Source organism: Mangrovibacter yixingensis (assembly GCF_020523985.1).
Lineage (GTDB): Bacteria > Pseudomonadota > Gammaproteobacteria > Enterobacterales > Enterobacteriaceae > Mangrovibacter > Mangrovibacter yixingensis.
The window spans coordinates 1,411,733-1,433,733 of record NZ_JAIVKM010000001.1 but is presented as its reverse complement, the minus strand read 5'-3'; the positions used below and the strand labels follow the sequence as shown (position 1 = coordinate 1,433,733).

Sequence of the window (22,001 nt, the reverse complement as noted above, 5' to 3'; positions counted from 1 at the left end):
AGTCACCAGACCGATTCTCAGGCAGCAGGGAACACGATAGTATTGCCAGGTGCCTCACGGTTGAGGTGAATAAAGTTCAGGTGACGCTCATACTGATCGAGAATATCCGTGATGACCTGTTCTTTGCTATAGCCCATCAAATCATTCCCCTGGCTACCCTCACGCAGGAAGGTCTCCAGCCGGAAGTAGGTGGATTTACCGCTTTGTGCCCGGTAAGTAAAACCCGGAATAGCGTAGCGCTGCGGGTGAATTTGATAGATAAAGTCAGAGTCATCGCCCAGCCCAACACGCAGAGACAGGAAGCCAGGTTCCGATGCATCCTGCATATTTGGCACACGTTTCCATTCCACTTCTGCGCCACTGTTAGCCAGTTCGCTGGCAACTTCTTCCATTGCTGGTTGGCAAATAGTTTCCAGCATTTTTTCGGTATAACCTTGTCCTGGGTAGTTCATCAGGCGCGAGATGCGTTTTTTCCAACTCAGTCGCCCTTGCGCTTCAGGAACAGAGGCTAAGTCCATTGAAGCACTGGCCCGGCGGTAATCTTCAATCTTGAGTGACTTATACAACCCGGCAATCACAAAGAACATGACAAAGCTGAAGGGTAACCCCATGATCACAGTGGTGTTCTGCAAGGCCGGTATGCCATTAGTCATCAGCATACCGATAGTGAGTACACCAATTGCCAAAGACCAGAAAATGCGTAACCAGTTCGGTGCATCACTGTTGATATCTTTTAGTTTGGCGGTGAAGTTACTCAGTACCAACGCACCAGAATCCGCCGATGTAACGTAGAACAACAGGCCGGTAATTGTGGCAATAGACGCACTGAAAGTGAAACCAGGGTATTGCGCCAACAACCCGTAAAAACCACGTTCCGGGTGGGCCATTGCTTCGGTTGCGAAACCGGCATCACCCTGCATGATGGCATACAGGGCGCTGTTACCGAACACAGACAACCACAGCAGGGTGAAGGTGAACGGAATGATAAGCGTACCCAGCACAAACTGGCGAATGGTGCGCCCACGGGAAATTCGCGCAAGAAACAGCCCAACAAACGGTGACCAGGCAACCCACCATGCCCAGAAAAACAGCGTCCAGTTGTTCATCCACTCGGTTGGTCGGTTAAATGCGAAGCTGTTCAGGGTCATTCCCATAAAGCGGTTAATGTAATCCCCAACATTCAGTACCAGTGCATTCAGCAGGAACTCAGTGTTACCGGCAAACAGCATGAACAGAATCAGGCCCAGCGCCATCAGTACATTGAGTTCCGATAACAGACGAATGCCTTTATTAACCCCTGAGGTTACGGAAATAGTGGCGACCAGCACGGAAAACGCAATTAAACCAATTTTCGCGCCCATGGAATCGGGAATATCAAACAGCACATTCAGCCCATAGTTAAGCTGAACAACGCCAATCCCCAACGTGGTGGCAATACCAAAAATCGTACCAATTACTGCCGCGATATCCACTGTGTGTCCAATTGGCCCATTGATACGCTTGCCAAAAATGGGGTAAAGCGCTGAGCGAATTGCGAGAGGTAACTTATAGCGGTAACTGAAATAAGCCAGAGCAATGCCCATCAGTGCATACATTGCCCAACCAGTCAGGCCGTAATGGAACAGGGTCCATACCATTGACTGGCGTGCGGCCTCAACAGTTTGCCCGGCACCTTCCGGTGGGGACATATACTGGGTGACAGGCTCTGCAACAGAGAAGAACATCAAATCAATGCCTATCCCCGCAGCAAACAACATTGCAGCCCAACTCAGCAGGCTGAATTCCGGCCGCGAGTGTTCAGGCCCGAGCTTGATGTCGCCATAGCGGGAGCAGGCGAGAAATACGACAAAAACGATATATAACGTGGCAGCCAGTAAGTAGTACCAGCCGAAGGTTGCAGAAACCCAGCTTAGTGTGCGGCCAATTACGGTCGCGGAAAAATCCCGGAACAGGATAGTACAGAATGAAAATAACAAAATCAGCCCGGCGGAAAACCAAAAGACCACGGGGTTGAGTTTGTTTTTTTCCCTGGCGGGAGATGCATTCGGTGTCGTCATCAATTACCTCTGTTTAAGTAATGGTGACCGCCCTTAAGAGCAGCGCAGGTGACAAATATCCGTTTGTTGAGTTTTATTCAGGCCGAATCCTTGCCTGTTTTAATCATAAATCAATGATTTTAAATCATTCGTTCGAGTTGTTTACATCAATAAACGCTCATTTCCTTAACCATAGCAATCATCACATGTAACAATTAATACACATTTTTTATTGAACGTTCAATTAAAAAAAGATTAAATAGATAACAAATATTGATGAATGAGGCCGTAAGAATGCCAAAAGTGGGGATGCAGCCAATCCGGCGCAGACAACTGATTGATGCCACGCTCAGCGCCATAAACGAGGTGGGTTTGCATGATGCAACCATTGCGCAGATAGCTTCACGCGCGGGTGTCTCCACAGGAATAATCAGCCACTACTTTCGTGATAAGAACGGTCTGCTGGAGGCAACCATGCGCGATATCACAACGCATCTGCGCGATGCTGTGGTAGGGCGTTTGCGCCAGGTGGACCCGTCCGATGTCCATGCCCGCCTGAATGCCATTGTTGAGGGTAATTTTGATGAAGGCCAAACCACATCTGCCGCGATGAAGGCCTGGCTGGCATTTTGGGCGGCAAGTATGCACCACCCAATGTTGCACCGCTTACAGACCATCAGTAGCCGTCGGTTGCTTTCAACCCTGGTTGCAGAATTTCGTAAAGTGATGCCACAACCGCAGGCAAGGGTTGCAGGTTACGGGTTAAGTGCGCTGATTGACGGGCTATGGTTACGTGCCTCACTAAGTGGCAAACCTTTTAACCGGGTGCAATCTATGGCAATCGCCATGGTTTATATCGACAACGCATTGTCTGGCACCGATTAACACAGGAGAAACACATGTCCCCATTGGGTGAACAACAACTCTACATCGACGGGCGCTATGTCCCGAGTGTGGCAGGTACCACCTTTGAGACCATCAACCCGGCCAACGGCAAAGTGCTGGCTCAGGTTCATGCCGCCGGGCAGGCGGATGTGGACAAAGCGGTCGAATCTGCCGCCCGTGGCCAGAAAATCTGGGCCGCAATGACAGCGATAGAACGTGGGCGTATCCTGCAAAAAGCCGTAGCAATATTGCGCGAACGCAACGACGAACTGGCGCATCTGGAAACTCTGGATACCGGGAAAGCGTACAGTGAAACCAGTACCGTGGATATTGTCACCGGTGCCGATGTACTGGAGTACTACGCGGGTCTGGTCCCTGCGCTGGAAGGGCAGCAGATCCCGCTGCGCGAAAGTGCTTTTGTTTACACTCGCCGTGAACCACTGGGTGTGGTTGCCGGTATTGGTGCATGGAACTACCCCATTCAGATTGCGTTATGGAAATCTGCACCCGCGCTTGCAGCCGGTAACGCCATGATCTTTAAACCCAGCGAAGTTACTCCACTTACCGCACTTAAACTGGCGGAAATCTACACCGAAGCCGGTTTGCCTGATGGGGTATTTAATGTGTTGCCTGGTATCGGGCCACAAACCGGGCAGTGCCTGACCACCCACCCTGGAATCGCTAAAATATCCTTTACAGGTGGTGTCCCTACCGGGAAAAACGTTATGGCGAGTGCTGCAGCATCATCGCTTAAAGATGTCACCATGGAATTGGGTGGTAAATCACCGCTTATTATCTGTGAAGACGCACCCATTGAGATGGCTGCCGACATCGCAATGATGGCGAACTTTTTCAGTTCAGGCCAGGTCTGCACCAATGGCACCCGTGTATTTGTTCCTGCAACCATGAAGACTGCGTTTGAAGCAGCCATTTGTGAGCGAGTTGCCCGCATCCGTGCCGGTGACCCACTCGCCCCGGAAACCAACTTTGGCCCACTGGTGAGTTTTCCGCACCGTGACCGGGTAATGAATTATATCGCGAAAGGCAAAGCAGAAGGGGCGCGCGTGTTATGTGGCGGTGGCGCACCTCAAGGGGAAGCCTTTGCTTCCGGTGCCTGGGTTGAACCCACAGTCTTCACGGATTGCCGTGATGATATGACCATTGTCCGTGAAGAGATTTTCGGCCCGGTGATGAGCATCCTGTCTTGGGAAGACGAAGACGAAGTTATTTCACGAGCCAATGACACACAGTATGGCCTTGCTGCAGGCGTTGTCAGCCATGATCTACGCCGTGCGCACCGCATCATCCACCAGTTGGATGCCGGGATCTGTTGGATCAACACCTGGGGTGAATCGCCTGCACAAATGCCCGTGGGTGGTTACAAGCAATCGGGTATTGGCAGGGAAAACGGCCTGGCGACACTTGAGCACTATACCCAGTTAAAGTCTGTCCAGGTTGAACTGGGCGATTTCAGTTCTTTGTTTTAAACCCTGAGGAGCGACGAATGAAATATGATTACATCATTATCGGCGCCGGGTCCGCAGGAAATGTGCTGGCCGCGCGGTTAACGGAAGACCCGCAAACCACGGTCTTATTGCTGGAAGCTGGCGGGCCGGATCACCGCATAGATTTTCGCACCCAGATGCCTGCTGCACTGGCATTTCCACTGCAGGGGCGGCGTTATAACTGGGCCTATGAAACCGAACCTGAGCCACATATGAATAACCGGCGCATGGAGTGCGGGCGGGGTAAAGGCCTGGGTGGCTCATCACTGATTAATGGCATGTGTTACATCCGCGGTAATGCTCTCGACCTGGATAACTGGGCACAAGACCCGGCGCTGAAAGCCTGGGATTACCGCCATTGCCTGCCGTATTACCGTAAAGCTGAAAGCCGTGATATTGGTGCCAACCCATGGCACGGCGGAGAAGGGCCGGTTAGCGTGACTACGCCGAAAACGGGCAATAACCCGCTATTTAACGCCATGATTGAGGCAGGAGTTCAGGCAGGTTACCCACGTACTGAAGACCTGAATGGCTACCAGCAGGAAGGTTTTGGGCCCATGGACCGGACTGTAACCCCACAAGGGCGCCGCGCCAGTACTGCCCGTGGTTATCTGGACCAGGCAAAACAGCGCGCAAACCTGACCATTGTCACCCATGCTTTAACCGACCGCATTATTTTTGAAGGTAAACAAGCGGTAGCGGTTGAGTACCTGGAAGGCGACAGCAATATCCCCGTCAGAGCAGACGCCGCACGCGAAGTGTTGCTATCCGCAGGTGCCATCGCTTCACCGCAAATTTTACAACGTTCGGGTGTTGGCCGTGCCGACTGGTTACAAGAACTGGGGATCCCGCTGGTGCACGAATTACCCGGTGTCGGTGCTAATCTTCAGGACCACCTTGAAATGTACCTTCAGTATGAGTGTAAAGAACCGGTTTCCTTATGGCCTGCGTTACAGTGGTGGAACCAGCCTGCAATCGGTGCGGAGTGGTTATTCAAAGGCACCGGTGTTGGGGCCAGCAACCAGTTTGAAGCCGGGGGATTTATTCGGTCTGATTCCCGTTTTGAATGGCCAAATATTCAGTACCACTTTTTGCCTGTTGCCATTAATTACAACGGCTCAAATGCTATACAGAAGCACGGCTTCCAGTGCCATGTCGGTTCAATGCGCTCGCCAAGCCGGGGGCGGGTAAAACTGCGCTCAACAGATCCACGTGAAGCACCAGGCATTCTGTTTAATTACATGTCCTGTGAGCAAGATTGGGAAGAATTCCGTGCCGCCATTCGCCTGACACGGGAAATTATGCAGCAACCTGCGCTGGATAAGTTCCGTGGAGAAGAAATCAGCCCCGGCCCCCAATGCCAAAGTGACGAAGAGCTGGATGCGTTTGTACGTGAACACGCGGAAACAGCATTTCACCCTTGTGGCACATGTAAAATGGGGAGCGATGAATTCTCAGTGGTAGATGGTGAAGGACGTGTCCATGGCTTAACCGGTTTGCGAGTAGTGGATGCATCAGTAATGCCGCAAATTGTCACCGGTAACCTCAATGCGACCACGATTATGATTGGTGAAAAAATTGCCGACATGATTCGTGGCCGCGAAGCACTGCCGCCATCAGATGCGGATTATTACGTGGCAGGTGATGCGCCAGTGCGTAAAGCACCGCTGCGTGATATCGCAAATAAAAGTACCGTGACGCAAGAATAATCTCTGCATTTCTGGCCCCATCAGGGGCCAGATTCGTTGGTGCCCGTTCAGCGCAATAATTTGAGCGCCCCTGTCAAAGATCGAACCCACTTACGTGGCCCGCATAATGCGATACCATCCAGCGGTTCTGCGCTCAAATCCCGCCGGGCAACCTCTGCCAGGTAAGTATCTATCTGTTGAATCTCCCGGGCAAAAGAGGGGTACACCACCATTGCGCTGCGGCTGTGACGCGTTTGGCAGCGCTGCAACAAAAGTTGCAGTGTTGCGGTGTCGGCCTGTAAAACTGGCATTGGCAAACGGCTGCTGGTATCAAACCATAAACCAGCCTGGTCACAGACTTGCCCGGCGGAAAGAGCAGGGAACCTGGCTCCCAGGCCCGTTGCCAGTGTTCCAACGGTATTTGCCAGCAACCCGGCAGGTAATGCCGGGTTAACAACCACGGCAAGCGCAAAATCATCCATCCTGTTTTCCTCCCCTGTGTTTTCAGCCAATAGTCTGGCACTGTTACAGTGAAAAAAGGTTTCTCAATTTGCGTGTTATTGCTTATAAAAGGAATTATTTTTCCGGAAAATTAGAGTTTATGGAAAATCTGTCCGTTTCCTTGCACAAGAAAGATATTCAGTTACTGATGCTATTACAGCAAGATGCCCGGCTCACTAACCAGCAACTGGCTGAGCAGTGTGGTATGTCTGCCACCCCTTGCTGGCGGCGAATACGCCAGCTTGAAGAAGCCGGGGTGATTGCCGGTTACCGGGCGGTGCTGGACCGTAAAAAAACAGGGCTGGGAATTCTGGCCTTTGTCCGGGTTAATATTGACAGCCACAGTGAACAACAGGCAGTCAATTTTGAGCAGGCGGTGTGTGAGTTACCTCAGGTGATTGCATGCTACGCCATCGGTGGTGGTGCAGATTTTTTATTACAGGTTGTAGCTCGAGACCTGGATGACTATTCAGACTTTGCCATGAAAGTTATTCGCCGCCTGCCTGGGATAAAAGCGATGGAAACCTCATTTGTGCTTAAAGAGATTAAGCCACTTAGTGGGTTGCCCGTTGGTGATGGATGTCGTTGGCCGTGATTAGATGCGTTTTTTAGTGACCCAGATCAACAAAAAACGTTTCAGCTAAAACGTAAATTCATTAACATAGTATATATCAAATAGTTACATAAAATCAGCGCCAATTAAAACCATAAAGTTTTACTGAATTGAGTCGTTATATAGCAGCACTGACCCTTAATTTTATCCAGGCTGCAATAAATGAAAAAACTTACCTTTTTTTATAAAATAGTCCTCAGTTTTTCACTTATTTTGGTACTTATGGCGGTTGTTGGCGCCGTCTCTGTATACCAGCTCAATAGTAATAACCAGCGCATTGTTGATTTCCGTAATGAGCGGGTGCCGGGTATTCGCTATACCCTGCAAATGCGCGGTATTCTTTCGGAATTACGCTTACAACAAGTTCAAATGATTGCATCCAAAACGCTCAAAGAGCGTAATGGGCACCGCGAAGAACTGGCGCAAGCTATTAACAATTTCCTCACTGCCGAGCGGAGTTACATTGCCCTTAAAACTGACATCAGTAAGTCAGCGCTGGCACAAAACGTGGTGGATAATTTCTCGGCTTTTGCCGATGCAAACCAGTTGGTACTGGCGGCGTTAGATAAAGAAGACATTGCCGGGGCCAGCCAGATAAGCGGGCAGAACTCAGCGAAATACCGGACACAATTAATGAAAGACCTGGCGCAACTGGTCGATCAGGAAATTGCCACGGGTGAACGGTCATCAGAACAGGCGGCCGAGAGTTACAGTTTTGCCGTGAAAATGTTGTTGGCGCTGGGGGCACTGGCTTTACTGGTTTCCGGGGTTATTGCCACCATACTTACCCGTAACCTCTCCACACAATTGGGCGGTGAACCAGCTTATGCTATGGGAATAATGCGCCGAATCGCCGATGGCGATTTAACCGTACCCATTACTCTGAAGGCAAAAGACAGCACCAGCCTGCTGGCATCGCTGGATACCATGAAAGAAAAGCTGAAACTGACTATCAGCAATATTATGGTTGGCAGTAACAGTATTTCTCAGGCATCGACAGAAATTGCCCAGGGTAACACCAACCTTGCACAACGCACGGAAGAGCAGGCGGCTTCATTACTGGAAACATCCACTAATATGACGCGTATTACTCAAACCGTTAAAGAAAACACTGATAACGCGAAAACTGCCAGCCAGTTGGCTCAGCGTACATCAGATGCCTCGGTGGAAAGTTCGCACATTGTTGAGAATATGATTGGGCAAATACAGAATATTTCCAACAGTTCCAAAGAGATAGTCAATATTATTGCGGTCATCGAAAGTATTGCTTTCCAGACTAACCTGCTGGCGTTGAACGCCGGAGTAGAAGCCGCCAGGGCGGGAACCCAGGGGAAAGGCTTTACTGTAGTGGCTAATGAAGTACGGGTACTGGCGAAGAAAACCGCTGATGCGGCTCAGGACATCAAAAAACTCATTGATGATACTGTCGATAAAATTAACCAGGGCTCATTGCAGGCAGCACAGGCCAGTAAAGCGATGGAAGACATCAAAACCTCGGTGAACCGGGTTACTGCTATTGTTGGCGATATTTCTCTGGCCAGTGATGAGCAAAATACAGGTATTAGTGAAATTGGGCGGGCAGTTGAACAAATGGACCTGGTGACCCAGCAGAACTCCGCACTGGTTGAACAGGTTGCTGTGGCTGCGCAGTCGTTGTCAGAGCAAGCGGATTCACTGCATGAGGAAGTGCGTTTCTTCCGCCTGGATACCGCGCAGGACTATTAACTTGTGGTGTTTAACCCGGCGTGAAGCCGGGTTGAGTCTGATGACAAACCTCATGTCCGCACAGAAAGAGAGGATGTCACCCAATAAAAAACCCGGAAAATCAATTTATTGATTTTCGTCTGCTAACTAAAAAGAAGGGAAAACCACGTTTTTCCCTTCTTTTTCATCAATCTGAACCCGGCGTGAAGCCGGGGTATGTCACTCAACGGCTGGGCCGTGCCAGTATACTCTTTTTCCAGGGCGACTGTGTTACCAACAGGCAGAGACCTACAACCAGTGCCAACAGAGCAACCATGGCAAAAATAGTGGGTAAGCTACCTGGAAGGTAACTCATAAAAGACGCCATAAACTGCCCCGAGAAAATAGCCATGGATAGCCGGGCCAGGTAGCGCCCTCGTAACGGGACCGGGCTCAATATCACAATCAAATGGTTAACCAAGGGTATAGACAGCCCGAAACCAAACCCCATCGCGACGGCACCGGGCAGCATCCACATGATGCCAGGCGCAACACTGAAAATTCCTAATCCCAGCCCATAGCAGGCAAAGGCCAGTGCCAGCGTTCGCGGCTCTGAAATCTTCTGGCTTACCCGCGGCATGAGTGCTGCAGCACACACTGCGACCAGTGAAATAAAAGATAAGAACATCCCGGTTTGCGATGAACTGATTGCCTGATGGGAAAAATAGAGTGGGAGTAATATCACCGCCGTAAAAAAGATAATCATAGAGGCAAGGGCAGCAAACAACGTTAGCCGGATTGCCCCAGATGTACGAAAATGAGTCGTCGTACCCGCCGCAGGCGCAAACTCAGCTGTTGCACGCGGCACACAGAACAACACCAGACCTAACAGGAACCAGGCAAACAGATAGAGCCCAAAAGGGCTGGCCCAGTATATTCCCGCCAACAAACCGCCAATAAATAAAAAAATTACCCCACCAAGCTCAATTGACATTCCTTGCAGTGCAATCATCTTCAGGCGCAGGCTGCCTTGATAAAACTGCGAGATTAACCCTGTTCCTGATGTCATCACCATGGCCGTTGCGCCACCGAGCAACAGGCGGTCAAAGAATAAAGGCAGGTAGCCCCGCAAAAATGCACCGCCAGCCCCCAGAAAACCGTAGAGAAGCAACCCCCAGCACAGCGTGCGGTGCAAACCGATTTTCTCGGTCATTTTTCCTGTTAACGGGCCAAACAATACAACCCCCAAAGCAGGCAGTGTGACCAGCCAGCCAGAAGCGTTGGCAACCTGCAATTGTTGTGCAATCGCAGGTAAGCCCGGAACAATAACGCAACCGACCATAATGGTCAGGCAGGCAACCATCAATAATGTCAGGCCGCCTAAAAATGAAATTTTTGGCATCGGTAAACCTCTTTACTCTCACCAAATAACCACTGTGTGGACACATAATCCATATAATGGTTATCATACCATAAATGCCGCGCCACGCAGGCAGGAGGACGGATGGAAACGGAAAAAACGAGTAAACAGGTTATTGCCAGAGCAGCAACGATTTTAAAAATCATCAGCCAGTCGATGACCGGTATGAATATCACGGCGTTATCACGTTCTTGTGGGTTACCTCGCTCTACCGTCCACCGCATGGTGGCAACGCTTGAAGAGCAGCAACTGGTAATTAACGCAAAAGAAGGGGTGCGCCTTGGGCCGGCACTGCTGTCTCTGGCAAGCGCAGCGCATACCGATTTCGTTACTGTTGCCCGGCCCGCGGTGGTTGCGCTGGGCAGGAGAACCCGGGAAACCGTTGATGTCAGCGTTTCTCGTGGCCTGCACGCTGTGCTGGTTGACCAGTATGCCTCTGACAGAGAATTACGCGTTGTCTCGGCCCCTGGCACTGCATTTCCTGTTCACTGTACAGCCCACGGCAAAGCGATGCTGGCGGCAATGGGTGACACCGTACTGGCTTCGCTGCTTCCTGAAACTCTGGCTACCAACACTCCCTGTACAGTAGCCGATAAAGCGGAACTGCTGGGGGAAATAGCGCGAATCCGTGAGCAAGGGTTCGCCACAGATAACGAAGAACACGCCGAGGGTGTATGCGGGCTGGCATTTACAATTAATACCGGCATCAGTGGAATATATGCGGTTTCCATAGCGGTTCCCGCATTACGCTTTCATCGGAACAAAATGCTGTTATTGGCAGAATTACGTAAAACTCAGGCTGAGATAGAAAGTTCGTTGTACCAGCCCAGGTAAGCGGGGTTAACCCCCAATACCACAGTTCAGTATTGCCAACGCATGTGTGAGCACCACATCAGAATCCAGGTGCCTGAAGCGTTCATCATGTTGCATACGCGCCACAGGCACCAGCACCAGAGATAATACAGAGGTAATCAGTAGCTCAGGGGCGAGGGCGGCATTCAGCTTTCCGGCATCCTGCCAGGCTTTTATTTTTGCCATCAGTGCCTGATATTTGTCATCGCTCGCACTGGCTGCCATATGCGCCCGCAACACGGGAATTTCACCGGAGATTTCCTGTAGCCACAATGGGGCAAACCACTGGTGTTGTGCCGACTGGTTTACCAGTTCACGCACCATGGAAGAGAAGGCCTGGACCGGGTTGTCTGCATGGGCCGTGAAATGTGCCGTCATACGCTCCCTGATGGGCATAAACCGCTCCTGGACAATGGCATCCAGCAACTGCTCACGGGAATGAAAATAGTAATGCATCATTGCCGGAGTTACCCCGGCTTCTCTGGCTATTCCGTTCAACGACGTGGGTGCAACACCCTGACGGGCAAACAAATTCAGTGCAATATCCAGCAATTGCTCACGGTTCGCCGTGTTACTTTTCCCACCTCGCGGGCGCCCAGGCTTACGTGGTGAAGTCGCTTTTTGTGCGGTAGTCATTTACCTCTCCCTTGACCAGAATATCAATCAGCCTAATATTAATTGTGTATTTAATTAATTACTAACAGGTGCGTCATGCCGACTGAAACGGTCAACAATTCTCTCTCACCACAGCCACTGGTGTCATCATTACGTTTGCTGTTCAGTGCCTTAATGCTGGTTATGCTGTTGTCAGCACTCGATCAAACCATTGTATCCACTGCGCTGCCCACCATTGTTGGTGAACTGGGGGGATTGAACCAGCTATCCTGGGTTGTTACCGCGTATATTCTCACTTCGACAGTGGCGGTGCCACTTTATGGCAAATTTGGTGATGTTTTTGGCCGCAAGCGGGTGCTGCAAATAGCGATTGTGTTGTTCCTGGTGGGCTCAGTGTTATGCGGTGTGGTTCAAAATATGACCCAGTTGGTCCTGATGCGAGCCTTGCAGGGTTTGGGTGGTGGCGGGTTAATGGTTATCAGCATGGCTGCAGTGGCAGATGTGATTCCTCCGGCAGAGCGGGGGCGCTATCAGGGGTTGTTTGGCGCGGTATTTGGTTTAGCCACTGTTATTGGCCCGATGATGGGTGGTTTTATTGTTGAGCATATGTCCTGGCGCTGGATCTTCTACATTAATGTACCGCTTGGGTTACTGGCATTAGTGATTATTACTACCGTATTTAATGGTTCAGGCCAACGTAACCGCCACCAGATTGACTGGCTGGGCGCTATTTATCTCACTCTGGCATTAGTCTGTATCACGTTGTTTACCACAGAAGGGGGCGCCGTTCGTGCATGGAGCGACCCGCAACTTTGGTGCATTCTGGCATTCGGGATTATTGGGGTTATTGGCTTTATTTATGAGGAGGGGCTGGCCTGGGAACCGATTATTCCACTGCGCCTGTTCCGTGGCCGGACATTTTTATTATGCAGCCTGATGAGCTTTATTTTTGGTATGTCACTGTTTGGTTCGATTACTTTCCTGCCGCTTTATCTGCAGGTGGTTAAAAATGCCAGCCCAACACAAGCAGGAATGCAACTACTCCCGCTAATGGGCGGGTTGTTACTGACTTCCATTATCAGTGGCAGAATTATCAGCCGCACCGGAAGATACCGCTTGTTCCCCATTGCCGGTACGTTTTTGGCAGTCTGTGGCATGATGCTGCTGACCACGATAACCCCCGCAGACTCAATTGCTAAGCTGTATCTGTTTACCAGTATCCTGGGAATGGGCTTAGGGATGGTGATGCAGGTACTGGTTCTGGCAGTACAGAACAATGCAGCGCCGGGGGAATATGGGGTTGCCACTTCAAGTGTTACTCTGTTCCGCTCGATTGGCGGTTCAATTGGGGTCGCGGTGTTTGGTGCAGTATTCAGCCACGTTTTACAATCGCGCCTGGTTGATTCATTGCCCACTGGCACAGTCTTGCCAGAAAAAATGAACCCGCTGGCAGCACAACAGCTCCCGGCAATGGTTCATGACCACTACCTTGCAGCCTTTGGCAACGCCATTCATGCCGCGTTTTTGATGGCGGCTTGTATTATGGTTATTGCTTTTGCGCTGTCCTGGTTTTTGCGCGAAACACCGTTAAAACGCAGTGCGCAATAACAGGTTGTTTGTCAGGGCTTATTTTCCGGCGCGAATGTTAACCAGCCAACTACACCGCTGCTGGCACCATCCCGCGGGTGGTTAACCCCGTCCAGAACTGCAACAGGTGAGAAATCAAAAGGGGATACACCTTCAATACAGGCAACATTAACGCCATATTGCTGGGGATTGGATCTGCGCTGGTGAAAGGTATAAATGCCGCAGACAGAGCAAAAATAGTGTGCGGCTTCACCAGTGTTAAAGCGGTATTCGGTCAGTTTGTCTTTGCCTTTAGTCACTGTGATACCAGACAGTTCTGCAGACACGGCCACAGCGCCACGCATCCGGCAAAATGAACAATTGCACCGCCGGGCGGTATTGAAACCATCACTCAATTCAACGGTAAACTGAACAGCGCCACAGTGGCACCGGGCTTTTACTATTTTCTGCATTGTCTGTTCCTCTGGCGTGTGGGCATCTTTGCCATCACATTGTATGCCACACATTACAATCACGCTTGTGGCTAGCAATACAATTTACCTGCAACGAACAGATGAGCAGGAACACGATTGGGCGTACACTGTTGCCACATAAGCAAGGAGAAAGCATGGTAACTCAACTCCCCCTGTTCACCGGGTTTGACCCACAAGGACTACTGTTTTTGCACGATGTCCGGCAGAACAACAGCAAAGAGTGGTTCGACGAAAACCGTTCAATTTATGACAACCTGCTGGTGAAGCCTTTCCGCTCGCTGGTCAGTGAGCTTGCGCTACCGATGCTGCAAATTGACGACCAATTTGAAACCCGCCCGGCAATTGGTAAAACACTGTCACGTATTCACCGCGACACCCGTTTTTCCCGTGATAAATCCCTGTACCGCAGCAACCTGTGGCTGACATTCAAACGCAGCAGTAAAAACTGGACCGATGCGCCCACGTATTTCTTTGAGTTTGGCCCAGATTGGTGGCGTTATGGGTTGGGGTATTACAGTGCATCGCGCGAAACCATGAATTTGTTCCGGGAAAAGATGTTGGATAACCGTGATCATTTTCTGTCCATCACGCAGCCTTTACTTTCTGACTTCAGCCTGGAAGGTGAATCTTATAAGCGCCCGTTACTGAAAGAGCCACAGGCATTGGCAGACTGGTATAACCGTAAATCATTTGCACTGATTTATGATGGAAAAGAAATGGAAACCCTGTTTGATGACAAGCTACCCGGTTTATTACAGGCAGGGTTTGAACGGCTGGCCCCCTTGTACCACTTCCTGATGGAAGTCGAAGCACAAAAACGCCGCACTACACTTAACTAAACGTTAGCGCCAACTGCTACAGTATTGTTCTGGCCGCTGGCGTTTTCCCCATTTATTTCGCTTCCCTTTGCTCCAAAATCAGAAAAAACCACGTTCAGATCAAAAAAGAGAGAATTAATCATTACTCTCAGAGTAATGATTTCACTCGTTACTTTATTGATGCTAATGGTTTAACGGCGCAGACTTAATCTCACAGCAGGCAAATCAAAATGATTAGCTTAATCAGGAGGTTATAATGTTGTCTGGGCAAACGCCAACCCGCGTCTGGAACCAGCGCCGTACCAATAAGCAACAGCGTATGGCCGCAACAGGCGTGCAGGGCAAAGTTATCCCCACTGGGGAACTTGTCTCAATGATGGAAAAATTAGTGGCACCGGGTGACCGGGTCGTTCTTGAAGGTAATAACCAAAAACAGGCAGACTTCCTTTCCCGGATGCTGGCTGAGGTAAACCCACAGAAAGTTCATGATTTACATATGATCATGCCAAGTGTGGGCCGCAGCGAGCATTTGGATCTGTTTGAAAAAGGTATTGCCCGCAAGCTCGACTTCTCATTTTCCGGTACGCAAAGTTTACGTATCTCCCAGTTGCTGGAAGATGGGTTGCTGGAAATTGGTGCCATCCATACCTATATCGAACTTTATTCACGTTTATACGTTGACCTGGCGCCCAATGTCGCGCTTATCGCTGGCTATAAAGCCGACCGCAAAGGCAACCTGTATACAGGGCCAAGCACCGAAGACACTCCGGCTCTTGTCGAAGCGGCCGCATTCCATGACGGTATAGTTATTGCCCAGGTGAATGAACTGGTTGATGACGAGTGCGATTTACCGCGTGTCGATATTCCTGGCTCCTGGATTGATTATATCGTTGTCGCTGATAAACCCTTCTTTATTGAACCGCTGTTCACCCGCGACCCGCGTCTTATTAAGCAAGAACATATCCTGATGGCCATGATGGCAATCAAGGGAATCTATGCCGAACACCAGGTACAGTCACTCAATCACGGCATTGGCTTTAACACCGCTGCTATTGAACTGTTGTTACCCACTTACGGTGAACAATTGGGGCTGAAAGGCAAAATTTGTAAACACTGGACGCTCAACCCGCATCCCACATTAATTCCTGCGATTGAAAGTGGTTGGGTGGAAAGTGTGCACTGCTTTGGTGGTGAATTGGGCATGGAAGACTATATCGCAGCCCGCCCTGATGTGTTCTTTACTGGCGCTGATGGCTCCATGCGCTCCAACCGTGCTTTTTGTCAGTTAGCCGGGCAGTACGCCGTTGATATGTTTATTGGTTCCACTCTGCAGGTTGACGGTCTGGCCAACTCATCCACGGTAACCCGCGGCCGTCTGGCAGGTTTCGGTGGTGCACCGAATATGGGGCATGACCCTCATGGCCGCCGCCATGCTACTCCCGCCTGGCTTGCCATGATCAACGAACCCGATCCGATGCAGCGTGGCCGCAAACTGGTCGTGCAGATGGTAGAAACCTTCCAGGCAGGCGTTAAACCGACGTTTGTTGAAAAACTGGATGCGGTTGAAGTTGCTAAAACCTCTGGTATGCCGCTGGCTCCAGTCATGATTTATGGCGATGACGTGACCCACGTGCTGACCGAAGAGGGCATTGCCTATCTCTATCAGGCCGAAAGCCTCGAAGAGCGCCGTGCCATGGTTGCCGCGGTAGCCGGGATAACCGATATCGGTTTGGGTGTTGATGCCAGCCGGGTTGAGGCATTACGCCGCAGCGGAAAAGTACGATTCCCAGAAGACATGGGTATTCGCCGCACCGATGCAACCCGTTCTTTACTGGCCGCAGGCAGTGTTGCTGACCTGGTTGAATGGTCAGGCGGTTTGTATAACCCACCAGCAAAATTCCGGAGCTGGTAATGAAACTACAGCCACAGAGCAGTGCTGATGCTGTTGCGCAACGTCTGGCACAGACAGCAACCCGCTGCCTGATTGACGAAGCCCGCCTTAGCCCGAAGCCTGGTCTTGTGGACAGCCGGGGAAATGGCGCGCACAGCGATTTATCACTCAGTCTGATGGAGCGCTCTGCACACAGCCTGACCCCGACATTCTTCGCGCTGGCACAACAGTGCTGGCGCAGACCGGCAGATGTCGCATTACGCCAATTAATAGGCCGTCTTGGGCGAGAAGGTGAGCAGAACATGATGGCGGCGACCAACGGCGTAAATACACACCGTGGCGCAATTTGGGCACTTGGGCTGATGGTAAGCAGTTGTGCCATGTTGTCCGGCAATGCCACCGCCAGTGCGATAAGTGAGCAGGCAGCACACCTGGCTCAGTTACCAGACCACGCCGCACCAACGGTGTTCAGTAAGGGGCTGCGGGCCAGCCACCGTTACCAGGTACCTGGTGCACGGGAAGAGGCCGCTCAGGGTTTTCCTCATGTGATGAAACGGGGGCTGCCTGCTTTATTGCACAGCCGCGCCCAAGGGGCCAGCGAGCAGCACGCGATGTTGGATGCGCTGATGTCCATCATGACCACGCTGAGTGATACCTGCGTGTTATCTCGTGCCGGAATGGTTGGTCTTGAAGCGATGCAACAAGGTGCCGGGGCGGTTCTGAAAGCTGGCGGATGTGCCAGCCACGCTGGCAAGCAGCAACTTGCTGACCTCGACCAGACTATGCTCAGGCTCAATGCATCGCCAGGTGGTGCCGCCGACTTACTGGCCGCCACTCTATTTATTGACCGTGTCGCATTGCCGGCATTGTAAACGTAATTTTTAAGAGGTTGTTATGGAACAGATTTCATTGTCTTTTCCGGCCTCCCGCATTGTCAGTGGCAAAGCACTGGCAGGCGTTGTGGGGTCAGGCGATATGGAAGTGTTATTTGAGTCCACTGCAGGACAAACACTGGAAATCGCAATCACCACTTCAGTGGATAATTCCCAGGCACGCTGGCAGGCGCTGTTTGAACGTATTCGTTCACTGGGGCAATTACCCGCAGGCAAAATGCAGATCCATGATTTCGGCGCAACGCCAGGTGTGGCTCGTATTCGCATCGAACAAGTATTTGAAGAGGTGAATCATGCGTGAGTTTAAAAGCTTTATTGAGCTAAGAGCCAGAGACCGGGCCAAAGCATTACTGGATGACGGCAGTTACCGTGAATTACTCGGGCCATTTGATGGGTTGATTTCCCCCTGGCTTGGGCCGCAAGGAATTGTTCCCCAAAGTGATGATGGCATGGTTATCGCCAAAGGCACCATTCAGGGGAAGCCCTCTGTCGTGATTGCTGTAGAAGGCGCTTTCCAGGGCGGTAGTATGGGCGAAGTTTCTGGTGCCAAAATGGCGGCAGCCCTGGAGTTAGCGGCAGAAGATAACCGCAACGGTATTCCGACCCAAGCCGTATTGTGCCTGGAAACGGGTGGGGTACGTCTGCAAGAAGCTAACCTTGGCCTGGCGGCAATTGCTGATATTCATGCGGCGATTGTTGACCTGCGCCGTTACCAGCCAGTTGTTGGCATTATTGCTGGTACGGTAGGGTGTTTTGGTGGGATGTCTATTGCTGCTGGGTTATGCAGTTATTTGCTGGTCACCCGCGAAGCCCGCCTTGGGCTTAATGGCCCACAGGTTATTGAGCAGGAAGCCGGTATTGAAGAGTACGACTCCCGTGACCGCCCGTTTATCTGGAGCATGACCGGTGGCGAAGTTCGCTCTCGTAGTGGGCTGGTTGATGGCCTGGTTGATGACAACGTGAATGCCATGAAAGCCGCTGTTAACCAATGCCTTGCCAACGGTGTACCCGCAACTCACCGTTCCGACCGTTATGATGCGTTTCTCGCCCGTTTAACCGCTTTCGATACCAGTAAACAGGCCGATTCCGCGCAAATCACTGCATTTTTTGCCGGGGAGGATAAATAAATGAGCCAACAAAATCGTGCTGCAGTATGGCTGGATAAACTGGCATTTGGTGTTCAACGTATGCCGGGGTTATGCCCATCAGTACAGGTTGCTGATGCTACCCTCGACGGGCAACAAGTACGTTTTATTGCTGTCGTACCTGATGCTAATAACCATTACCCCCGAGCAGCAGGTGGCGAAGTTGGCCTGCTGGAAGGCTGGACACTGGCCAAAGTGCTAAACCGCACAATTGAAGAAGATGCTGAAAACAGCGTTAAACGCCCAATTATTGCGGTGATTGACGTACCAAGCCAGGCTTATGGCCGCCGTGAAGAAGCTTTTGGTATTCACCAGGCTCTGGCCGGTGCTGCTGGCGGTTACGCCAAAGCACGGCTGGCCGGACACCCGATTGTTGGGTTAATTGTTGGTAAAGCGATGTCTGGTGCGTTTCTGGCGCACGGTTACCAGGCTAATCGGCTTATTGCTCTTAATGATGACAACGTTCTGATTCACGCCATGGGCAAAGCTTCTGCTGCGCGTATTACGTTACGTACCATCGAATCGCTGGAAAAACTGGCCTCCACCATTCCGCCTATGGCCTACGACATCAAAAACTACAGCACACTGGGCCTGCTCAGTGCATTACTCGACATTGCTAACCCGGATGCCCCGACAGCCGATGATTTGAATCAGGTAACACAGGCACTGGCACAGGCAGTCAATGATGCCCGCAATGACATCACCCTGAAAAACCGGCTGGGTGCGGAAAACCGCCGCCACTCAAAACTGGTTCGTAAACATCTGCGAGCTGCCTGGTAAAAATTCTCATAAAAACCTGCCAGATGAGCATGGGCGCTTAGCGCCCATTAACCCCGCTCGTCTGTAAAACATCGCAAACTCTTCATTGTTATAACTACAGGTGAATTTATGACGTATGTAATTGTGCATGCACTTGCACCCATCTTTGTCATCATGCTGCTGGGATTTATGGCCGGTAAAACAAAGATGGTCGATAACAAGAATGTCTCACTGCTCAATATTTTTGTAATGGATTTTGCCTTACCTGCCGCACTGTTTAGTGCGACAGTGCAAACCCCCTGGCTCGGCATTGTGAAGCAGTCTCCACTGATCCTTATTCTGGTACTGGCAATGTGGGTAACTTATGCCGCTATCTATTTCCTGGCAGTGGGGGTGTTTAAGAAAAGCCCGCAAGATGCTGCTGTGCTGACACTGACCGTTGCACTGCCAAACTATGCGGCACTTGGTTTGCCAATCCTTGGAAGTGTATTGGGGGAAGGGCCGTCAACATCTTTATCCGTTGCAGTTTCCATTGCCTGCGGTTCTGTGCTGTTGACCCCGCTGTGCCTGTTGATTCTGGAACGTGAAAAAGCGCGCCAGTCTGGGGAAAATACCCGCTCAACGATGGCGATGCTGCCAGTTCTGATGTGGCGCTCAGTGAAAAAACCTATTGTATGGGGCCCGTTACTGGGGGTAATCCTCTCCGCCATCGGTATTCATATGCCGGAATTGCTGCTGTCATCAATTAAACCGTTGGGGTTATCTGCAACCGCTGCTGCGTTGTTCCTGACCGGAGTGATTCTGTCTGCCCGTAAACTGAAAATTAACAGCATGGTGATTATATCCAGTATCACCAAGCTCCTGATCCAACCAATCATTGCGTTTGCTATTGTCTGGGCGTTGGGTTTACACGGTTCAGTCGCTATTACCGGGGTGCTGATGATTGCACTGTCTGCCGGGTTCTTTGGTGTCGTTTTCGGCAACCGTTTTGGTGTGCAGTCACCTGATGCAGAAGCAGTCCTGTTGATTAGCTCTGTACTGTGTATTCTGTCTTTGCCATTGTTTATTTCCCTGACTTCAGGACTTTAACCATGCAATACCGCCCGCATGACCTCTTGTGGCTTAATAGTGAACCTGTTTTTACACAGCAAACAGACTGGCTACACCAGCACTGGTCACTGGCTTTACCGGTTGTTGTGCGGCGGGACTGGCGCGATGATGGCGCGATTCCTGTTGGTATTCGTGGCAAAGGGCGTGGTCAACGCGCTGCTGGTTGGGTGATGCCAGAGCAGGTGGTCGGTTACCTGCCGCCGGAGACGCTGGCAACACCTGCACACATTGCTAATTCCTCTTTTGCCAGTCAGGCACCACTGCGTGCCGCAGCACAATTGTGCCAGCACAACTGGCCCTGGGTGTGGGGAATTACCGGTAGTAGTGGTTTTGCTCTGGCAACCGGGCAAGCTGTTTTACATCGCGACAGTGATCTGGATCTTCTGATTCGGGCACCGGTCGCAATCCCCCGTGAACAGCTATTTGCCTGGCAACAGGTGGTATCGCGACTTGCCTGCCGTGCCGATACCCAGGTGGAAACGCCCTGCGGCGGTTTTTCCCTGAATGAATGGCTGCGTGATGGCCGGGTACTGCTTAAAACCAGTACCGGGCCATACAATACACAGCACCCCTGGCAACCCGTCACAGGAGAGACGTTCTGATGAAAGTGATGTTTACTTTCCCCGGACAGGGGACGCAATATCCAGGCATGTTGGCTGATTGCCCGCAGGGTGCTGCAACAGATAATATTTTTGCGCAAACCCGGTCAATTCTTGGCAGTGAGTTCGACAACCTGGATACACCTGCTGCGCTCAAGCACACACGAGCGGTGCAGCTTTGCTTGTTAATTGCCGGTGTGGCTACTGCACGCACCCTTGCCGATGCAGGTGTGCGGCCCGATTTAGTCTGTGGGTTATCAATAGGTGCATACCCGGCAGCCGTAGTCGCTGGGGCGCTGGCATATGAAGACGCCGTGAGGCTGGTTGCTTTACGCGGTACATTAATGGAAGAGGCCTGGCCCAGCGGTTACGGGCTAACTGCCATTATGGGCCTTAGCCTGGGGCAGGTTGAAAAACTGGTGGATAACCAAACAACCTGGGTGGCAAATATTAATGCTGAAACCCAGATTGTGATTGCTGGTAGCACCCAGGCGATGGCGCATGTTGCTCAACAGGCTATGGCTCAGGGCGCGAGCCGTGCTAAACAGCTGGATGTCAGTGTTCCTTCTCATTGCCCGTTACTGGATAAACCTGCGGAAAAACTGGCACAAGCCATGGAATCAGTGACAGTGTCACGTCCACAGTGTACCTGGATAAGTGGCAGCACAGCCAGGGCAGTGTGGCAAGGGCCAGCAATCGCAAACGACCTTGCTTTTAACATGGCCCGCACAGTTAACTGGCGTGATGCCATGGTGGCTGCGATGGAGCGTGACGCCAGGCTGTTTATTGAAATGCAGCCCGGCAGCACACTGACGGGGTTAACCCGCCAGGCTGTGAGCCAGGGTGAATGTGTAGCGTTTGCCACTACACCGCTCGCGACAATTCAGCGGCTGGCGCAACGGGTGAAAGGCGAATAAGGCGAAGATGC

21 protein-coding genes are annotated in these 22,001 nt (G+C 51.3%); 16 read left to right on the top strand and 5 right to left on the bottom strand.

The genetic code is table 11. The features are described 5' to 3' along the window. Positions 1-17 precede the first annotated feature (17 nt). Positions 18-2,057: a choline transporter gene (locus LC084_RS06630; protein ID WP_226570407.1), complete on the bottom strand. Its 2,040-nt coding sequence runs from the start codon at positions 2,055-2,057 to the stop codon at positions 18-20. 273 nt (positions 2,058-2,330) lie between these two features. Here LC084_RS06630 and betI point away from each other — a divergent pair, with 273 nt between their 5' ends. The 3 genes from betI to betA are packed head-to-tail and all read left to right on the top strand — an operon-like array spanning position 2,331 to position 6,135. After that, on the top strand, positions 2,331-2,921 hold the full coding sequence (gene betI / locus LC084_RS06625; RefSeq protein ID WP_226570406.1) for a transcriptional regulator BetI: 591 nt from the start codon (positions 2,331-2,333) through the stop codon (positions 2,919-2,921). Between the two features lie 14 nt (positions 2,922-2,935). Next, positions 2,936-4,408 carry a betaine-aldehyde dehydrogenase gene (gene betB / locus LC084_RS06620; protein WP_226570405.1) on the top strand — a complete coding sequence of 491 codons (1,473 nt, stop codon included), beginning with the start codon at positions 2,936-2,938 and terminating at the stop codon, positions 4,406-4,408. A gap of 17 nt (positions 4,409-4,425) precedes the next feature. Further along, the gene (gene betA, locus LC084_RS06615; protein WP_226570404.1) at positions 4,426-6,135 is read left to right on the top strand and encodes a choline dehydrogenase; all 1,710 of its coding nucleotides are present in this window, start codon (positions 4,426-4,428) and stop codon (positions 6,133-6,135) included. A 47-nt stretch (positions 6,136-6,182) separates the two neighbouring features. Here betA and LC084_RS06610 read toward each other — a convergent pair whose 3' ends face one another. Next, positions 6,183-6,596 (bottom strand): DUF2000 domain-containing protein, encoded by a 414-nt coding sequence (locus tag LC084_RS06610; protein ID WP_226570403.1) that lies wholly within the window; start codon positions 6,594-6,596, stop codon positions 6,183-6,185. Between the two features lie 119 nt (positions 6,597-6,715). Between LC084_RS06610 and LC084_RS06605 the strand changes: the two genes are divergently transcribed. Continuing rightward, entirely contained in the window at positions 6,716-7,210 is a 495-nt protein-coding gene (locus LC084_RS06605; RefSeq protein ID WP_226570402.1) for an Lrp/AsnC family transcriptional regulator, read from the top strand. Positions 7,211-7,390: 180 nt separating this feature from the next. Beyond that, complete coding sequence (locus LC084_RS06600) at positions 7,391-8,953, top strand: methyl-accepting chemotaxis protein (RefSeq protein ID WP_226570401.1); 1,563 nt, start codon at positions 7,391-7,393, stop codon at positions 8,951-8,953. Positions 8,954-9,155: 202 nt separating this feature from the next. On the opposite strand, the gene LC084_RS06595 is transcribed toward LC084_RS06600, so the two are convergent. Then, complete coding sequence (locus tag LC084_RS06595; protein WP_226570400.1) at positions 9,156-10,313, bottom strand: MFS transporter; 1,158 nt, start codon at positions 10,311-10,313, stop codon at positions 9,156-9,158. A gap of 102 nt (positions 10,314-10,415) precedes the next feature. On the opposite strand from LC084_RS06595, the gene LC084_RS06590 reads away from it, so the two are divergent. Beyond that, positions 10,416-11,165 (top strand): IclR family transcriptional regulator, encoded by a 750-nt coding sequence (locus LC084_RS06590; RefSeq protein WP_226570399.1) that lies wholly within the window; start codon positions 10,416-10,418, stop codon positions 11,163-11,165. 6 nt (positions 11,166-11,171) lie between these two features. Here the strand turns inward: LC084_RS06590 and LC084_RS06585 are convergent, their stop codons facing one another. Next, a complete protein-coding gene (locus tag LC084_RS06585) occupies positions 11,172-11,819 on the bottom strand; it encodes a TetR/AcrR family transcriptional regulator (protein ID WP_226570398.1) in 648 nt (215 codons plus the stop codon). Between the two features lie 75 nt (positions 11,820-11,894). Between LC084_RS06585 and LC084_RS06580 the strand changes: the two genes are divergently transcribed. Next, complete coding sequence (locus tag LC084_RS06580; RefSeq protein WP_226570397.1) at positions 11,895-13,406, top strand: MDR family MFS transporter; 1,512 nt, start codon at positions 11,895-11,897, stop codon at positions 13,404-13,406. Positions 13,407-13,417: 11 nt separating this feature from the next. On the opposite strand, the gene LC084_RS06575 is transcribed toward LC084_RS06580, so the two are convergent. Then, on the bottom strand, positions 13,418-13,837 hold the full coding sequence (locus LC084_RS06575; RefSeq protein WP_404808332.1) for a GFA family protein: 420 nt from the start codon (positions 13,835-13,837) through the stop codon (positions 13,418-13,420). Positions 13,838-13,992: 155 nt separating this feature from the next. On the opposite strand from LC084_RS06575, the gene LC084_RS06570 reads away from it, so the two are divergent. The 9 genes from LC084_RS06570 (at position 13,993) to mdcH (ending at position 21,990) form a co-directional block, all read left to right on the top strand. Further along, a complete protein-coding gene (locus tag LC084_RS06570; RefSeq protein ID WP_226570395.1) occupies positions 13,993-14,697 on the top strand; it encodes a DUF2461 domain-containing protein in 705 nt (234 codons plus the stop codon). Between the two features lie 235 nt (positions 14,698-14,932). Next, a complete protein-coding gene (gene mdcA / locus LC084_RS06565; protein ID WP_226570394.1) occupies positions 14,933-16,588 on the top strand; it encodes a malonate decarboxylase subunit alpha in 1,656 nt (551 codons plus the stop codon). Further along, positions 16,588-17,439: a triphosphoribosyl-dephospho-CoA synthase gene (locus LC084_RS06560; protein ID WP_226570393.1), complete on the top strand. Its 852-nt coding sequence runs from the start codon at positions 16,588-16,590 to the stop codon at positions 17,437-17,439. Before mdcA ends, LC084_RS06560 begins: the two co-directional genes overlap by 1 nt. A gap of 22 nt (positions 17,440-17,461) precedes the next feature. Continuing rightward, positions 17,462-17,761, top strand: coding sequence for a malonate decarboxylase acyl carrier protein (mdcC, locus tag LC084_RS06555; protein WP_226570392.1), 300 nt, complete (start codon positions 17,462-17,464; stop codon positions 17,759-17,761). Continuing rightward, positions 17,754-18,587: a biotin-independent malonate decarboxylase subunit beta gene (locus tag LC084_RS06550; protein WP_226570391.1), complete on the top strand. Its 834-nt coding sequence runs from the start codon at positions 17,754-17,756 to the stop codon at positions 18,585-18,587. Before mdcC ends, LC084_RS06550 begins: the two co-directional genes overlap by 8 nt. Then, a complete protein-coding gene (gene mdcE / locus LC084_RS06545; RefSeq protein ID WP_226570390.1) occupies positions 18,588-19,385 on the top strand; it encodes a biotin-independent malonate decarboxylase subunit gamma in 798 nt (265 codons plus the stop codon). It begins immediately after the preceding gene. A 108-nt stretch (positions 19,386-19,493) separates the two neighbouring features. After that, positions 19,494-20,453 (top strand): AEC family transporter, encoded by a 960-nt coding sequence (locus LC084_RS06540; RefSeq protein ID WP_226570389.1) that lies wholly within the window; start codon positions 19,494-19,496, stop codon positions 20,451-20,453. A 2-nt stretch (positions 20,454-20,455) separates the two neighbouring features. Next, entirely contained in the window at positions 20,456-21,076 is a 621-nt protein-coding gene (locus tag LC084_RS06535) for a malonate decarboxylase holo-ACP synthase (protein ID WP_226570388.1), read from the top strand. Continuing rightward, a complete protein-coding gene (mdcH, locus tag LC084_RS06530; protein WP_226570387.1) occupies positions 21,076-21,990 on the top strand; it encodes a malonate decarboxylase subunit epsilon in 915 nt (304 codons plus the stop codon). Before LC084_RS06535 ends, mdcH begins: the two co-directional genes overlap by 1 nt. Positions 21,991-22,001 lie beyond the last annotated feature (11 nt).

Coding starts and splice junctions, on each gene's coding strand:
- LC084_RS06535 (WP_226570388.1), top strand. CDS start 20,456: ATGCAATACCGCCCGCATGACCTCTTGTGGCTTAATAGTGAACCTGTT.
- LC084_RS06570 (WP_226570395.1), top strand. CDS start 13,993: ATGGTAACTCAACTCCCCCTGTTCACCGGGTTTGACCCACAAGGACTA.
- LC084_RS06590 (WP_226570399.1), top strand. CDS start 10,416: ATGGAAACGGAAAAAACGAGTAAACAGGTTATTGCCAGAGCAGCAACG.
- LC084_RS06585 (WP_226570398.1), bottom strand. CDS start 11,819: ATGACTACCGCACAAAAAGCGACTTCACCACGTAAGCCTGGGCGCCCG.
- LC084_RS06550 (WP_226570391.1), top strand. CDS start 17,754: ATGCGTGAGTTTAAAAGCTTTATTGAGCTAAGAGCCAGAGACCGGGCC.
- mdcA (WP_226570394.1), top strand. CDS start 14,933: ATGTTGTCTGGGCAAACGCCAACCCGCGTCTGGAACCAGCGCCGTACC.
- LC084_RS06575 (WP_404808332.1), bottom strand. CDS start 13,837: ATGCAGAAAATAGTAAAAGCCCGGTGCCACTGTGGCGCTGTTCAGTTT.
- mdcC (WP_226570392.1), top strand. CDS start 17,462: ATGGAACAGATTTCATTGTCTTTTCCGGCCTCCCGCATTGTCAGTGGC.
- LC084_RS06605 (WP_226570402.1), top strand. CDS start 6,716: ATGGAAAATCTGTCCGTTTCCTTGCACAAGAAAGATATTCAGTTACTG.
- betB (WP_226570405.1), top strand. CDS start 2,936: ATGTCCCCATTGGGTGAACAACAACTCTACATCGACGGGCGCTATGTC.
- betA (WP_226570404.1), top strand. CDS start 4,426: ATGAAATATGATTACATCATTATCGGCGCCGGGTCCGCAGGAAATGTG.
- LC084_RS06580 (WP_226570397.1), top strand. CDS start 11,895: ATGCCGACTGAAACGGTCAACAATTCTCTCTCACCACAGCCACTGGTG.
- LC084_RS06540 (WP_226570389.1), top strand. CDS start 19,494: ATGACGTATGTAATTGTGCATGCACTTGCACCCATCTTTGTCATCATG.
- LC084_RS06595 (WP_226570400.1), bottom strand. CDS start 10,313: ATGCCAAAAATTTCATTTTTAGGCGGCCTGACATTATTGATGGTTGCC.
- LC084_RS06600 (WP_226570401.1), top strand. CDS start 7,391: ATGAAAAAACTTACCTTTTTTTATAAAATAGTCCTCAGTTTTTCACTT.
- mdcH (WP_226570387.1), top strand. CDS start 21,076: ATGAAAGTGATGTTTACTTTCCCCGGACAGGGGACGCAATATCCAGGC.
- betI (WP_226570406.1), top strand. CDS start 2,331: ATGCCAAAAGTGGGGATGCAGCCAATCCGGCGCAGACAACTGATTGAT.
- LC084_RS06610 (WP_226570403.1), bottom strand. CDS start 6,596: ATGGATGATTTTGCGCTTGCCGTGGTTGTTAACCCGGCATTACCTGCC.
- mdcE (WP_226570390.1), top strand. CDS start 18,588: ATGAGCCAACAAAATCGTGCTGCAGTATGGCTGGATAAACTGGCATTT.
- LC084_RS06560 (WP_226570393.1), top strand. CDS start 16,588: ATGAAACTACAGCCACAGAGCAGTGCTGATGCTGTTGCGCAACGTCTG.
- LC084_RS06630 (WP_226570407.1), bottom strand. CDS start 2,057: ATGACGACACCGAATGCATCTCCCGCCAGGGAAAAAAACAAACTCAAC.